The sequence below is a fragment of the Streptomyces sp. bgisy159 genome, from assembly GCF_057707805.1.
Genome location: NZ_JBYIQX010000026.1, coordinates 49,801 through 63,786 on the forward strand (window position 1 = coordinate 49,801; position 13,986 = coordinate 63,786).

At 73.9% G+C, this 13,986-nt stretch carries 16 protein-coding genes; 11 read left to right on the forward strand and 5 right to left on the reverse strand.

From position 1 onward, the window contains the following. Nucleotides 1-56 precede the first annotated feature (56 nt). Nucleotides 57-938, forward strand: coding sequence for a thioesterase family protein (locus AC3ET3_RS23550; protein WP_432137876.1), 882 nt, complete (start codon nt 57-59; stop codon nt 936-938). Here the strand turns inward: AC3ET3_RS23550 and AC3ET3_RS23555 are convergent. Next, nucleotides 925-1,512, reverse strand: coding sequence for a TIGR03086 family metal-binding protein (locus AC3ET3_RS23555; RefSeq protein ID WP_435612828.1), 588 nt, complete (start codon nt 1,510-1,512; stop codon nt 925-927). The two genes, AC3ET3_RS23550 and AC3ET3_RS23555, sit on opposite strands and share 14 nt — an antisense overlap. 157 nt (nt 1,513-1,669) lie before the next feature. Here AC3ET3_RS23555 and AC3ET3_RS23560 point away from each other — a divergent pair, with 157 nt between their 5' ends. After that, on the forward strand, nt 1,670-2,695 hold the full coding sequence (locus AC3ET3_RS23560) for a helix-turn-helix transcriptional regulator (protein WP_435612829.1): 1,026 nt from the start codon (nt 1,670-1,672) through the stop codon (nt 2,693-2,695). Here AC3ET3_RS23560 and AC3ET3_RS23565 read toward each other — a convergent pair. Then, nucleotides 2,664-3,290, reverse strand: a complete 627-nt coding sequence (locus tag AC3ET3_RS23565; protein ID WP_432137872.1) for a TetR family transcriptional regulator — start codon at nt 3,288-3,290, stop codon at nt 2,664-2,666. The two genes, AC3ET3_RS23560 and AC3ET3_RS23565, sit on opposite strands and share 32 nt — an antisense overlap. A gap of 160 nt (nt 3,291-3,450) precedes the next feature. On the opposite strand from AC3ET3_RS23565, the gene AC3ET3_RS23570 reads away from it, so the two are divergent. The 3 genes from AC3ET3_RS23570 (at nt 3,451) to AC3ET3_RS23580 (ending at nt 5,226) form a co-directional block, all read left to right on the forward strand. Next, the gene (locus AC3ET3_RS23570) at nt 3,451-3,615 is read left to right on the forward strand and encodes a hypothetical protein (protein WP_432137871.1); all 165 of its coding nucleotides are present in this window, start codon (nt 3,451-3,453) and stop codon (nt 3,613-3,615) included. 14 nt (nt 3,616-3,629) lie between these two features. Continuing rightward, nucleotides 3,630-3,896, forward strand: a complete 267-nt coding sequence (locus tag AC3ET3_RS23575; protein WP_432137870.1) for a DUF4190 domain-containing protein — start codon at nt 3,630-3,632, stop codon at nt 3,894-3,896. A gap of 160 nt (nt 3,897-4,056) precedes the next feature. Further along, nucleotides 4,057-5,226 carry a cysteine desulfurase family protein gene (locus tag AC3ET3_RS23580; protein WP_432137869.1) on the forward strand — a complete coding sequence of 390 codons (1,170 nt, stop codon included), beginning with the start codon at nt 4,057-4,059 and terminating at the stop codon, nt 5,224-5,226. 98 nt (nt 5,227-5,324) lie between these two features. Here the strand turns inward: AC3ET3_RS23580 and AC3ET3_RS23585 are convergent, their stop codons facing one another. Further along, complete coding sequence (locus tag AC3ET3_RS23585; RefSeq protein ID WP_432137868.1) at nt 5,325-6,020, reverse strand: N-acetylmuramoyl-L-alanine amidase; 696 nt, start codon at nt 6,018-6,020, stop codon at nt 5,325-5,327. Between the two features lie 82 nt (nt 6,021-6,102). Between AC3ET3_RS23585 and mnmA the strand changes: the two genes are divergently transcribed. Next, nucleotides 6,103-7,236 (forward strand): tRNA 2-thiouridine(34) synthase MnmA, encoded by a 1,134-nt coding sequence (gene mnmA, locus AC3ET3_RS23590; protein ID WP_432137867.1) that lies wholly within the window; start codon nt 6,103-6,105, stop codon nt 7,234-7,236. A 261-nt stretch (nt 7,237-7,497) separates the two neighbouring features. Then, nucleotides 7,498-7,746: a hypothetical protein gene (locus AC3ET3_RS23595; protein ID WP_432137866.1), complete on the forward strand. Its 249-nt coding sequence runs from the start codon at nt 7,498-7,500 to the stop codon at nt 7,744-7,746. 425 nt (nt 7,747-8,171) lie between these two features. On the opposite strand, the gene AC3ET3_RS23600 is transcribed toward AC3ET3_RS23595, so the two are convergent. Together AC3ET3_RS23600 and AC3ET3_RS23605 are read right to left on the reverse strand one after the other, a co-directional pair. Further along, nucleotides 8,172-8,954, reverse strand: coding sequence for an alpha/beta fold hydrolase (locus AC3ET3_RS23600; RefSeq protein WP_435612830.1), 783 nt, complete (start codon nt 8,952-8,954; stop codon nt 8,172-8,174). 38 nt (nt 8,955-8,992) lie between these two features. Continuing rightward, complete coding sequence (locus AC3ET3_RS23605; protein WP_432137863.1) at nt 8,993-9,325, reverse strand: DUF427 domain-containing protein; 333 nt, start codon at nt 9,323-9,325, stop codon at nt 8,993-8,995. Nucleotides 9,326-9,378: 53 nt separating this feature from the next. On the opposite strand from AC3ET3_RS23605, the gene AC3ET3_RS23610 reads away from it, so the two are divergent. The 4 genes from AC3ET3_RS23610 to ligA all read left to right on the forward strand — a co-directional run bounded on the left by AC3ET3_RS23610 (nt 9,379) and on the right by ligA (nt 13,959). Then, nucleotides 9,379-9,918 carry an LOG family protein gene (locus tag AC3ET3_RS23610; protein WP_432137862.1) on the forward strand — a complete coding sequence of 180 codons (540 nt, stop codon included), beginning with the start codon at nt 9,379-9,381 and terminating at the stop codon, nt 9,916-9,918. A 7-nt stretch (nt 9,919-9,925) separates the two neighbouring features. Continuing rightward, entirely contained in the window at nt 9,926-10,624 is a 699-nt protein-coding gene (locus AC3ET3_RS23615) for an SDR family oxidoreductase (protein WP_432137861.1), read from the forward strand. Between the two features lie 116 nt (nt 10,625-10,740). Beyond that, a complete protein-coding gene (locus AC3ET3_RS23620; protein WP_432157242.1) occupies nt 10,741-11,748 on the forward strand; it encodes a methionine synthase in 1,008 nt (335 codons plus the stop codon). A gap of 15 nt (nt 11,749-11,763) precedes the next feature. After that, a complete protein-coding gene (gene ligA / locus AC3ET3_RS23625) occupies nt 11,764-13,959 on the forward strand; it encodes an NAD-dependent DNA ligase LigA (RefSeq protein ID WP_435612831.1) in 2,196 nt (731 codons plus the stop codon). Nucleotides 13,960-13,986 lie beyond the last annotated feature (27 nt).

The following is a 13,986-nucleotide window of genomic DNA, read 5'->3' on the forward strand; positions in this document are numbered from 1 at the left end:
CACACGGGCAGAACGGAAAGCTACCGCTTAGTAATCCAGTGTTGTACCGTTCATCCATGCCCGAAGCAGCAGCCACCGCCCGCCCCGCCGCACTCGGCGACAGCGAGTTCGTCAGCGAGTTCGTCAGCGAGTTCGACCGCGACACCACGCCCACCCCGCGCGCACCCGGCGTCTACGACGTCGACCTCCCGCAGGGCTGGACGATCTTCGGCGCCGTCAACGGCGGCTTCCTGCTGGCCGTCCTCGGCCGAGCCCTCGCCGACGCCCTGCCGCACGCCGACCCGTTCACGGTCTCGGCGCACTACCTCAGCGCCTCCCGCCCCGGCCCGGCCGTGGTCCGCACCGAGACCGTCCGCACCGGCCGCACCCTGTCCACCGGCCAGGCCTCCCTCCTCCAGTACGACGAGGAGGGCCGCGAGGTGGAACGCATCCGCGTCCTGGCCTCCTACGGCGACCTCGGCGACCTGCCCGACGACGTCCGTACCACGGCGAAGCCGCCCGCGCTGCCCCCGCTCGACCAGTGCTTCGGACCGGAGGACGGTCCGGCGCCGGCCAAGGACCAGCAGCCCATCGCCGAACGGCTGATGCTGAAGCTGGACCCGGCGACCGTCGGCTGGGCGCTCGGACAGCCGTCCGGCAAGGGCGAGATGCGGGCCTGGTTCGGCCTCGCCGACGGCCGCGACGCGGACCCCTTCTCCCTGCTGCTCGCGGTCGACGCCCTGCCGCCCACCGCGTTCGACCTCGGCGTCATCGGCTGGGTGCCGACGGTGGAGCTCACCGTCCACGTCCGCGCCAGGCCCGCCCCCGGTCCGGTGCGCGTGGCGATCACCACGCGCAACCTCGCCGGCGGCTTCCTGGAGGAGGACGCGGAGGTCTGGGACAGCGCGGACCGCCTCGTCGCCCAGTCCCGTCAGCTGGCCCGGATCATGCGCGGCTGAACGGTGCCCGGCCCAGCCAGGCGGCCAGCCGCGTGTGGGCGTCGGCGCCGTCGGGCGCCCGGCGCGCGTCGCCGAACGGCACCTCCTCGCCCCGCTCGGCGTCCGGCAGCGCGCGGTGGGCGGTGGCGAGCGCGAACTCCGCCAGTTCCGGGTCCAGTTCACGGGGGCGGCCCAGGGCCTCGTTGAGGTCCCAGGTGTGGGTGACGAGTTCCATCACGTACACCGAGAGGGCGCCGGCGCCGGGCACCTCGCCCCACGGCACCCGCACCTTCGCCGTCATCCGCTCGTCGGGCTCCCACGCCTTGAGCACGCGGGTCCGGGCCTCGTCGTACGCCTCCGGCCAGCCGTCGTCCGCGACGCCCTCGACGAAGGGGTGGACGGCCATCCCGTCGCCGCCCTCGCCGACGACCGCGTTCCGCAGTGTTCCGCCGACCACATGGCTCAGCAGCCGCCGTACGTCGAACTCGGAGCACGGCGTGGGGTCGCCGAGCCGGTCGGGTGTCACCGTCCGGATCAGGGCGGCGGCCTGCTCGGTGGCGCGGGCGTAGACGGGGCGCGGGTCGGGCTGCTGCATGGCGTACCTCTTCCTCGGTGTCCTGCACGGGCATCCGCCGGCTCGGCCGGAGCGTCCTGCTCGGCCTCGCCGGTGCGGTACGCCGATGTTCGGCCCCTAACCTGACAGCCGCCGTCAGCATTTGCCCAACGGGCTTGCGGGGGAGCAGCCTTGGGGTGTGAAGTCCGACCGCCTGCTGTCGATCCTGCTGCTCCTGCAGACCCGGGGCCGCGTCCCGGCGCGGGAACTCGCCGCCCGGCTGGAGGTGTCGGTGCGGACCATCTACCGCGACGTCGAGGCACTGTCGTCCTCCGGTGTTCCCGTCTACGCCGAGCGCGGCCGGCACGGCGGCATCGCGCTGCTCGACGGCTTCCGTACGGACGTCACCGGGCTGACCGCCGACGAGTCGCGGGCCCTGTTCATCGTGGCCGCGCAGGGCGCGCACGCCTCCCTCGGGCTGGACGCCGCCCTCGGCTCGGCGCTGCGCAAGGTGATGGCCGCGTTGCCCGCCCCGCACCGCCCCGCCGCCGAGGCCGCCGGCCGGCGCGTCCTGGTGGACCCCACCCGCTGGCAGCCCGGCCCGCGCCCCGAGGTCGACCTGGCCGCCCTCCAGGACGCGGTGTTCGCCGACCGCCGGCTGCGGCTGCGCTACCGGCACAGCGGTGAGCGGGAGCCGGTCACCTACACCGTCGACCCGTACGGCCTGGTCGCCAAGGCCGGGACCTGGTACCTGGTCGCCGACCGGCGGGGCCGGCCCCGGCTGTTCCGGGCCGACCGGGTGCGCTCGGCCGAGGTGCTCGACGACCCGGTCCGGCGCCGTTCCGGCGTCGAACTCGCCGACGTGTGGGAGGTGTTGCGCCGGCAGGTCGAGGAGCGGCCCGGGGGAGTGGCGGTGACGGTCGGGGTACGGCGCGACCGCCTGGACCTGTTCCTGCGCGTCAGCGCGCCGCACCTGGCCGAACAGCCCGACCCGGACCCCGAGGCGGTTCCCGCGGCGGAGTGCGCGGCGGACCGTGTGCCGGTGCGCCTGGTGTACCCGTCCGTGCGTGCCGCCCGCCAGCTCCTGTGCTTCGCCGACCAGGCGGAGGTGATCGACCCGCCGGAGGTGCGGGCGGAGCTGCGCGAGGCGGCGGCCTCCGTCGAGGCGCTGTACCGGGGCGCCGGACCCGCGGTCAGTCCAGCCAGTGGCGGCGGCCGATCGTGATGAGGCGGAGCTGCCGGGTGGCGAGCCGGGCGACCTGGTCGAGGTCGCCGTCGCGACCCTCCTGCGCCTCCAGGAACAGGGAGGCGGTGATGATCATCTGGTCCACGTAGAGGTGCGAGAGCATCAGCAGGTCGTCCTCGGGCCAGCCCCGGGCGTCGGGGTCCTTGGCCAGTTCGGTCTTCACCTCCCGGGCGAACCGCGCCAGTTGCTCGCGGATCGCCTCCCGGACCGGCTGCACCCCGCCGTGCCGCTCCCGGGCGATGAAGCGGACGTGCGCGGGGTACGCGGCCACATGGCCGGCGATGAGTTCGACGGCCCGGCGGATGCGTTCGTCGCTGCTGTCGGCGTCGGTGACCGTGGACCGGATCATCGGGTGCAGGCTGCCGAGCGCCTCCTCCACCAGGGCCACCCCGAGGTCCGCGGTGGAGCGGAAGTGCCGGTAGAAGGCGGTCGGGGCGACCCCGACGGCCCGGGTGACCTCGCGCAGGCCCAGACTGCTCAGGCTCTGCTCCTCCAGCAGTCCCAACGCGGCGTCCAGGAGCGCCTGTCGGGTCTTCTGCTTCTGCGCCTGCCGGATGCCCAGGGTGTGACTCATGTCATCCAGTTAACAACTGTTCTCTGGAATTGGAAACCCGTCGCGCGCGCTAGACTCGAAGTCAGTGAACAACTGTAACTACAACTGTTCACCGAAACGTCACGAGAGGTGCCAACTTCACGAGAGGCGCGCGAAGCGCCTCGGAGGGGGATCCCACCCAATGCTGTTCCTCGTCGCCGCACTCCTGCTGCTCGGCGTCGTCCTGGGCACCGTGGCCCACGCGCCGCTCGGCTTCACCCTCGTCGCCACCGCCGTGATCGCGGCCTGGCTCGGCATCTTCGCCGTCCGCGAGCGCCACGGCCGCCGTGGTGCCGAAAGCCGCTGAAGGAGCTGACCGCCATGCAACTCACCGCACCGGCCACAAGCCGCACCGGCATCCGCGACACCGACGGCATGGCCGTCGCGTCGTTCATCCTCGGCCTGGTGGGCTTCCTGGTCCTCAACGTCTTCCTGGGGCCCACCGCCATCGTCCTGGCCACCGTCGCCCTCATCCGCGGCACCCGCCGCAGGGGCCGCGCCTGGCTGGGCCTCGCACTCGGGGTCCTGGACCTGGTGGTCCTCCTGGTCTTCATGCAGGTGGACTCGACGATCTCCTGGAGCCTGTAGGCCCGTCCGCGGGCCCCCACGGACCCGCACGGACCACACGGGCGCCGACGGGCGCGCCGAGCCGGTCCCGACCCGGGACCCGGCGGGGCGCGCCCGGCCGGGCCCCCGGCCGACTCTCGCCTCGGGCCCCGGACCCCGGCCCCGTAGAATCGGCCCCACCATGGCATACCTCGACCACGCCGCGACCACCCCGATGCTCCCGGAGGCGGCAGAGGCGCTCACCGCCCAGCTGAGCATCACCGGCAACGCGTCCTCCCTGCACGCATCCGGCCGCCGGGCCCGCCGCACGGTCGAGGAGTCCCGCGAACTCCTCGCGGAAGCCCTCGGCGCCCGCCCCAGCGAGGTCGTCTACACCTCCGGCGGCACCGAGGCCGACAACCTCGCCGTCAAGGGCCTATTCTGGTCCCGCCGCGACGCCGACCCCGCCCGCACCCGGATCCTCGCGAGCCCCGTGGAACACCACGCCGTCCTCGACGCCGTCCACTGGCTCGGCGAGCACGAGGGCGCCACGGTCGAATACCTCCCGGTCGACTCCCACGGGCGGGTCCACCCGGACGCGCTGCGCGAGGCCCTCGCCCAGAACCCCGACGACGTCGCCCTCGCCACCGTGATGTGGGCCAACAACGAGATCGGCACCCTCATGCCGGTCCATGAACTCGCCGACGCCGCAGCCGAGTTCGGCGTCCCCCTGCACGCCGACGCGGTCCAGGCCGTCGGCCAGGTGCCCGTCGACTTCGCCGCCTCCGGTCTCGCCGCGATGACCGTCTCCAGTCACAAGATCGGCGGGCCCTACGGCGTCGGCGCGCTGCTCCTCGGCCGTGAGCACACCCCGGTGCCGGTGCTGCACGGCGGCGGCCAGGAACGCCATGTGCGCTCCGGCACCCTCGACGTCCCCGCCATCGCCTCGTTCGCGGTCGCCGGGCGGGTCGCCGCCGAGCGGCGCGCCTGGTTCGCCGCCGAGATCGGTGCCCTGCGGGACCAACTCGTCGCCGCCGTCCGGGACTCCGTGCCCGACGCGATCCTCGGCGGCGACCCGGCGCCCGAGGGCCGTCTGCCCGCCAACGCCCACTTCACCTTCCCCGGCTGCGAGGGCGACTCCCTGCTCCTGCTGCTGGACGCCCAGGGCATCGAGTGCTCCACCGGCTCCGCCTGCACCGCCGGAGTCGCCCAGCCCAGCCACGTCCTGCTGGCCACCGGCACCGACCCCGACCTGGCCCGCGGCACCCTGCGCTTCTCCCTCGGCCACACCTCCACCGAGGCCGATGTCGAGGCGCTCGCCAAGGCGATCGGACCGGCCGTGGAACGCGCCCGCGCCGCCGGGCTGACCTGACGGCATGCCGTCCGCATCGTCGCGCCGGGCTGGCGCCGTCCGCATCGTCGCGCCGGGCTGACCGGACAGGGCGACGTCCGCGCCCGCCGTGCCGGACGTCAGGCCGCGGCGGCGTGCGCCTCGCGCACCAGGCGCAGATAGCGGTCCCAGTCCCAGTGCTCGCCCGGGTCCGTGTGATCGGTCCCGGGTACCTCCACGTGTCCGATGACGTGCTCCCGGTCCACCGGTATCCCGTACCGCCGGCACACGCCCGCCGTCAGCCGCGCCGAGGCCGCGTACATCGCGTCCGTGAACGACGACTTCTCCTCCACGAACCCCTCGTGCTCTATGCCGACACTGCGCTCGTTGTACGACCGGTTGCCCGCGTGGTAGGCCACGTCCAGCTCGCGGATCATCTGCGTGACGTGTCCCTCCCGGCCGACGATGTAGTGCGCCGCCGCTCGGTGCCCCGGGTCCTGGAACACCTCCACCGCGCTCGCGAAGCTGCCCTGGGTGACATGGATGACGACCCTGTCGATCCCGTAGTCGTCCGGCCGGTCCGCCCAGCGGAAGTTCGCCTCGGAGGCCGCCACCCACCGCGCGCCGGGGAAGTCCACCGCCCCCTCCACCCGCGGCTTGCGCACCCCCGGCGTCCGCCACCACAGCCGCGCCAGCTGGTCCCGGGCCAGCGCCGCGGTGCCCACGGCCGCCGCCGCGCCGCCGACCAGCAGCGCCCGCCGCCCGATCCGCCGGTCCGAGTCCCGCTCCGCTCCCGCGGCCTTCGCCGGCCTGCCCGGCCGCCCCGCTTCCCCCATGCCCGGTCCCTCCTCGCCCCTCGTGATCGTGAACGAGAGGGCGCGGCCCGCGGTTCCCGCCGCCCCGTACTCTGGAAGGGTTATGACTGAGACCTCGCAGCGCCCCCGCCCCCTTCGCGTCCTCGCCGCCATGTCCGGCGGCGTCGACTCCGCCGTCGCCGCCGCCCGCGCCGCCGAAGCCGGGCACGACGTCACCGGTGTCCACCTGGCGCTCTCCGCCAACCCGCAGTCCTTCCGCACGGGCGCGCGGGGCTGCTGCACCATCGAGGACTCCCGCGACGCGCGCCGCGCCGCCGACGTCATCGGCATCCCCTTCTACGTCTGGGACCTCGCCGACCGCTTCCGCGAGGACGTCGTGGAGGACTTCGTCGCCGAGTACGAGGCGGGCCGCACCCCCAACCCCTGCCTGCGCTGCAACGAGAAGATCAAGTTCGCCGCGCTGCTGGACAAGGCGCTGGCGCTGGGCTTCGACGCGGTGTGCACCGGGCACTACGCGAAGGTCGTGGTGAACGCGGACGGCACCCGCGAGCTGCACCGCGCCTCCGACATGGCCAAGGACCAGTCGTACGTCCTCGGCGTCCTGGACGACAAGCAGCTCGCGCACGCGCTGTTCCCGCTCGGCGACACCGTCACCACCAAGGACGAGATCCGCGCGGAGGCCGAGCGGCGCGGCCTCGCGGTCGCCAAGAAGCCCGACTCGCACGACATCTGCTTCATCGCCGACGGCGACACCCAGGGCTTCCTCGCCCGGCGCCTCGGCAAGGCCGAGGGCGACATCGTCGACGAGTCCGGCAACCGGCTCGGCACCCACGAGGGCGCGTACGGCTTCACCATCGGCCAGCGCAAGGGCCTGCGGATCGGCACCCCCGCCGCCGACGGCAAGCCGCGCTACGTCCTCGACATCTCCCCGGTGGACAACACCGTGACGGTCGGCCCCGCCGAGGCCCTGGACGTCAGCGCCCTCACCGCGATCAAGCCCCGCTGGTGCGGCGCCGCCCCCACCGGCCCCGGCACCTACACGGCCCAACTGCGCGCCCACGGCGGCGAGACCGAGGCGACGGCGGAGGCCGTCGACGGCGAGCTGCGCGTGCGTTTCACCGAGCCGGTCCGCGGCGTCGCCCCCGGCCAGGCGATCGTGCTGTACGACGGCACGCGCGTGGTCGGCTCGGCCACCATCGCGTCGACCACGCGCGCGACGGCCGTACCCTCGGCCTGAGCGGCCCCCCCCCGGCTCCTCCGGGGAGGCCCCAACGGTCCCGCGGAAAGGGACTGTTCGCCGCACCGGCGAGGACCGTCAGCCGTACCCGGCCGGCCGCGCGTGGTGATGTGATGCCCACGCGCCCTCCGGCCCCGCCCGACGGCGCCGCCGGCGTGACCGGCACGGCCCGTCTCCGCCCGTGCCCGCCACGAGCGGCCGTTCGGCGTGCGCGGGGCCCGGGGGCGCCCCACGTGTCACAGAGCCGACAGGAAGCTGCCCATGCCCCGCCCAGCCCTCCTCGCCCTGTCCGCCTGCCTCCTCGCCACGGCGGCCGCCGCCGTCTCCTTCGCCCACGGCGCCTGGACGGGAGTCGTCTGGGTGCTGCTGGCCGGGCTGACCTCCAACGTGGCCTGGTACCACCTGCGCCGAGGCGGGGCGTACGGCCGCCGCGGCCCGGTGGCTCCCGCGGCGAGCTGCTCGGGCGACGGGGCGGGGTGCGGCGGCTGCGTCCGCAAGGCCTGCCCGTGACCGACGGCCACCACGGCCCCGCGCTGCGCGAGACCCCGGCGCTCGGCGCCGGGGCCGGGCGTCCGCGCACGGTCGCTGCCGGAGGAGATCACCGGAACCAGGACTGTGACGTCGGCGGCCGGGTTGCCGACCTCGGTGGCCATGCCGCCGACGTCGGCGGCTCGTCCGACCTGTTCACCGCCGCCGCAGGGCGTGCGCTCGGCCGGCCTCCGCCCGTCCGCCGAGCGCGGCCACGACGGCGCGTCGCCGACGACCGGCCGACCGCCCTCCCCTCCCGGCGAGCCGGGCAGGACCGACGGCGTCAGGCGCGAGCAGGCCCGCCTTCCCCGGTGGGCGGCCCGGACGGCGCGGCAGGGTGGCGGCTCCGGGCCGGTCGCACCGCTCGGGGGAGCCGGGCCGTCGGCACGGTGGCGGCCCCGGGCCGGTCACACCGCGAAGAACTCGCTCAGCACCGGGCCCAGCGCGTCCGGGTCCACCATGTGGGTCTGCGCCTCCAGCACCCGGTACGTGCCCTGCGGCAGCGCCTCCGCCACCGCACGCGCGGCCTCCCGCATCCACGCCGGACTCGCCCCGCCGGCCAGCGCCAGCACCGGCACGCCGACCGACGCCAGCCGCTCCCGGGGCACCAGCGAGTCGCCCATGACCAGGTCGTCGTGGGCGAGGCTGGGCGCGACGGACTCCATGCCCGCCCACATCGGCGACTGCCGGGCGCCCTGGATCATCGCCTCCGCCATGCCGGTCAACCGCAGGAACAGCTCCACCGCGTCCCCGCGCCGCCCCCGCTCCAGCGCCTCGGTCAGGTTCCGGCGGTACGCGGCGCGCTCCTCGGCGCCGCTCGGGGCGAAGTCGGCGTACGGCGTCTCGTACACCGCGGCGCGGCGCACCGGCAGCCCGGAGGCCAGCGCCTCCAGCACCAGCGCGCCGCCCGAGGACACCCCGAACAGCGCGGCGTCGCCCCCGACCGCCTCGACCAGCGCCGCCAGGTCCTCCACCTCGCGGCGCACCTCGTACGGCCGGGTGTCGCCGCTCTCGCCGCGGCCCCGGCGGTCGTACACCACGGCCTCGAAGCCGTCCGCCAGCCGGGCCGCCAGCGGGGCGAGGGTGCCGCCCGTCGACATGGCGCCGCTCACCAGGATCACCGCGGGACCCCGGCCGGTGCGCGCGTAGGCGATCGAGGTGCCGTCGCGGGAAAGAGTCTTGTCGTCCATGCCCGTGCAGACTGCCGCAGGGCGCGCGGCTCATCGCGCTACGACACGTCCAGCACCTCCGTGTCGTAGAAGCACAGGTGGTCCTTGACGGCCGCGACGTCCGGCTTCGGGTCGGGATACGCCCACACCAGGTCGGGCGCGTCCGGCAGCGACCAGTAGGAGGCGGTGCCCTTGAACGGGCAGTGGGTGTGGGTGTCGGACGGGGTCAGCAGGTCCGTGCGCACGTCCTGCGCGGGGATGTAGTACCGCACGGGACAGCCCGTCTCGCGCAGCACCAGGGGTCGGTCGCTCTCCGCCAGCACCCGTCCGGCGTGCACCACGCGCACGCGGACCCGGCCCTGCTCGATGGTGATCGTGTGTCCTTGAACCATGCTCAGCCACAGCGTTTGCGGGCGCCCGGTTCTTCCCGCGTACGGTGGGCGCCATGCGAATCTGCGTCTTCCTCTCCGCCGCCGACCTCGACGACCGGTACACCCTCCCCGCGCGGGAGTTCGCGAAACTGCTCGGCAAGGGCGGACACACCCTGGTGTGGGGCGGCTCCGACGTCGGGCTGATGAAGGTGGTCGCGGACGGGGTGCAGGAGGCGGGCGGCCGGCTGGCCGGGGTCTCCGTGGAGTTCCTGTCCGCCAAGGCGCGGCCCGGGGTGGACGAGATGGTCGTGGCGCGCGACCTCGCCGAGCGCAAGAGGCTGCTGCTGGAGAAGGCCGACGCGGTCGTGATCATGGTGGGCGGGACCGGCACCCTCGACGAGGCGACGGAGATCCTGGAGCTGAAGAAGCACGGCCACACCGACAAGCCGGTGGTGCTGTTGAACACGGCCGGCTTCTACGACGGTCTCAAGGAGCAGTTCCGCCGCATGGAGGACGAGGGCTTCCTGCCCCGGCCCCTGGCCGACCTGGTGTTCTTCGCGGAGGAGCCGGTGGGTGCGCTGGCCTACCTGGAGGAGAGCCGGGGCATCCGGTAGTGCGAGCATGGCGCGCATGGCTACTCATGTGATCACCGGGGCCGGTTCCGGCATCGGCGCGGCCGTCGCCCGCCGCCTGCACGCGCGCGGGGACGACCTCGTGCTCCACGCGCGCGACGCGGGACGCGCGAAGGAACTGGCCGCCGAGTTCCCCGGCGCGCGCACCCTGGTCGGCGACCTCGCCGACCCGGACCGGCTGTCCTGGGCCTTCTCCCACCAGACGCTTCCCGACCGGGTCGACTCCCTGCTGCACGTCGCGGGCGTCGTCGACCTGGGCCCGGTGGGCGAGCTGACCCCGAAGTCCTGGCGCCACCAGCTGAACGTCAACCTGGTCGCGCCCGCCGAACTCACCCGCCACTTCCTGCCCCAGCTGCGGGCGAGCCGCGGCCACGTGGTCTTCGTGAACTCGGGGGCCGGCCTGGCCGCGCACGCCGACTGGTCCGCGTACGCGGCGTCCAAGCACGGCCTGAAGGCGCTCGCCGACTCCCTGCGCCACGAGGAGCACGCGCGCGGCGTCCGGGTGACCTCGGTGTACCCCGGCCGCACGGCCAGCCCCATGCAGGCCAAGGTGCACCAGCAGGAGGGCAAGGAGTACGACGCCGCCCGGTGGATCGACCCCGAGTCGGTCGCCACCACGATCCTGATGGCCCTGGACCTGCCGAGGGACGCGGAGGTCAACGACCTCACGGTGCGGCCCGGCCGGTGACCAAGCCCGGCCGGTGCCGCCCCGGCCGGTGCCGCGCCGGCCCGGTCCGTGCGTCGCGCGGCGCCACGGCGTGCTCCGGCGGCTGGAGTCGCCCGCGGGTTCCGTAGGCTGATCCGGTGAGCGAAGACAGCCAGTTCAGCCTCGGAGCGGCCACGGGCGTCGGGTCCATGCCCGGCGGGGACGCCCGGGAGGCCGCCAAGACCGTCACCGGGTCCTTCGAGGACTTCCCGTATCTCGCCGAGCTGCCCGCGCGCGGACCCGGCGCCGACATGATCGGCCGGACCGCGGGGATGCTCGTCGAGCTGTACGCGCGCGTGGAGCCCAGCGGATGGCGGATCGGCGACCGGCCCGGCCGGGACACCAAGCGGGCCCGGTCCTGGCTGGGCGAGGACCTCGACGCGCTGGAGGAGTTCACCCAGGGGTACGAGGGCGCGCTGAAGGTGCAGGCCGTCGGCCCCTGGACGCTGGCCGCCGGCCTCGAACTGAAGAACGGCGAGGCCGCCCTGTCCGACCCCGGCGCCTGCCGCGACCTCGCCGCCTCCCTGGCCGAGGGCCTGCGGCTCCACCTCGACGAGGTACGCCGCCGGGTCCCCGGCGCCCACCTCGTCCTCCAGCTCGACGAGCCCTCGCTGACGGCCGTCCTCGGCGGCCGGGTGAAGTCCGCCAGCGGCTACCGCACCCACCGGGCGGTGGACCGGCAGATCGTCGAGCAGACCCTGCGCGACGTCGTCGGCGTCCACGCGGGCGGTCCGGTCGTCGTGCACTCCTGCGCCCCCGACGTCCCGTTCGCACTGCTGCGCCGGGCGGGCGCCGCCGCGGTCTCCTTCGACTTCTCACTCCTCACGGAACGTGACGACGACGCGATCGGAGAGGCCGTCGAAGCGGGTACCCGGCTGTTCGCCGGTGTCGTGCCGGGCGTGGACGGCCCGTTGTCAGACCCTGCCGGTAGCGTCATGGGTGTCAGGACGCTGTGGCGCAGGCTGGGGCTGCGACCAGGGCTGCTCGCACAAGCGGTCACGGTCACGCCGGCGTGCGGACTCGCGGGGGCATCCCCGGCGTACGCCCGCCAGGCCCTCGCCCACTGCGTCCGGGCGGCGAGATCCCTCGCGGACAACCCAGAGTAACGGGAGGACAACACGGTGGCCGGCGACAAGCAAGCGGAGACGACGGTGCCCGCCGAGGCGCGGGAGCAGCACGCCCAGCTCGCCGAACAGGTCGAGGAGCACCGCTTCCGGTACTACGTGAAGGACGCTCCCGTCATCAGCGACGCCGAGTTCGACCGCCTGCTGCGGTCCCTGGAGGCGCTGGAGGAGGAGCACCCGGCGCTGCGCACCCCCGACTCGCCGACGCAGAAGGTCGCGGGCGCCTACGAGACGGAGTTCACGGCCGTCCAGCACCGGCAGCGGATGCTCTCGCTGGACAACGCGTTCGACGCGATGGAACTGGCCGCCTGGGGCGAGCGCGTCCACAAGGACGTCGGCACCTCCGCCTACCACTTCCTGTGCGAGCTGAAGGTCGACGGCCTCGCCGTCAACCTCACCTACGAGCACGGCCGGCTCACCCGCGCGGCCACCCGCGGCGACGGCCGCACCGGCGAGGACATCACGCCCAACGTGCGCACCATCGCGGAGATCCCGGACCGGCTGCGCGGCGGTGAGGACGTCCCCGCCCTCGTCGAGATCCGCGGCGAGGTCTACTTCCCGATGGAGAAGTTCGAGGAGCTCAACGCCCGCCTGGTGGCGGCCGGCGACAAGCCGTTCGCCAACCCGCGCAACGCGGCGGCCGGTTCGCTGCGCCAGAAGGACCCGCGCGTCACCGCGTCCCGCCCCCTGCACATGGTGGTCCACGGCATCGGCGCCCTGGAGGGGTACGAGGGCCTCACCCGGCTCTCCGAGGCCTACGACCTGCTGGGGAGCTGGGGTCTGCCCACCTCCTCGCACAACAAGGTGGTCGACGGACTCGACGGCGTACGGCGGTTCATCGAGTACTACGGCGAGAACCGCCACTCGGTGGAGCACGAGATCGACGGGGTCGTCGTCAAGCTCGACGAGATCCCGCTGCAGGGCCGCCTCGGCTCGACGTCGCGCGCCCCGCGCTGGGCCATCGCCTACAAGTACGCGCCGGAGGAGGTCAACACCCGGCTCGTCGACATCCGCGTGGGGGTCGGACGCACGGGCCGGGTCACGCCGTACGCCCAGGTGGAGCCGGTGACGGTGGCGGGTTCCGAGGTCGAGTTCGCGACCCTGCACAACCAGGACGTCGTCAAGGCCAAGGGCGTCCTCATCGGTGACACCGTGGTGCTGCGCAAGGCCGGTGACGTCATCCCGGAGATCCTGGGCCCGGTCGTCGACCTGCGGGACGGTAGCGAGCGGGAGTTCGTGATGCCGGCCGAGTGCCCCGAGTGCGGTACGCCGCTGCGGCCCATGAAGGAGGGCGACGTCGACCTGCGCTGCCCCAACGCCCGCAGCTGCCCCGCCCAGTTGCGCGAGCGCCTGTTCTACCTGGCCGGCCGCAAGGCGCTGGACATCGAGCACTTCGGCTATGTCGCGGCGGCCGCGCTCACCAAGCCGCTGGAGCCGAAGGACCCGCCGCTTGTCGACGAGGGCGACCTGTTCGACCTGACCGTCGAGCAGCTGCTGCCCATCAAGGCGTACGTCCTCGACCAGGATAGCGGGCTGCCCAAGCGGGACCCGAAGACCGGCGAGGAGAAGATCGCCACGGTGTTCGCCAACCAGCAGGGCGAGCCCAGGAAGAACGCGCTCTCCATGCTGGAGAACATCGCGGCGGCCAAGGAGCGCCCGCTCGCCCGGATCCTCACCGGCCTGTCGATCCGCCACGTGGGACCGGTGGCCGCCGAGGCCCTGGCGCGCGAGTTCCGCTCCATCGACCGGATCGAGCGGGCGAGCGAGGAGGAACTGGCCGCCACCGAGGGCGTCGGGCCGATCATCGCGGCTTCCCTGAAGGAGTGGTTCGCCGAGGACTGGCACCAGGAGATCCTGCGCAAGTGGAAGGCGGCCGGGGTCCGGACGGAGGAGGAGGGGGCCGCGGAGGACGAGGGCCCGCGCCCGCTGGAGGGGCTGACCGTCGTGGTCACCGGCACCCTGGAGCACTTCACCCGGGACGGCGCCAAGGAAGCGCTGCAGACCAGAGGAGCGAAGGTGACCGGTTCGGTGTCGAAGAAGACCTCCTTCGTCGTGGTGGGTGACAACCCCGGATCGAAGTACGACAAGGCGATGCAGCTGAAGGTCCCGGTTCTGAACGAGGACGGCTTCGGTGTCCTGCTGGAACAGGGCCCGGAAGCCGCCGCCGAAGCCGCTCTGCCCGTCGAGGAATAGCGGTCGAAGGCCACCCGAACGGCGCAT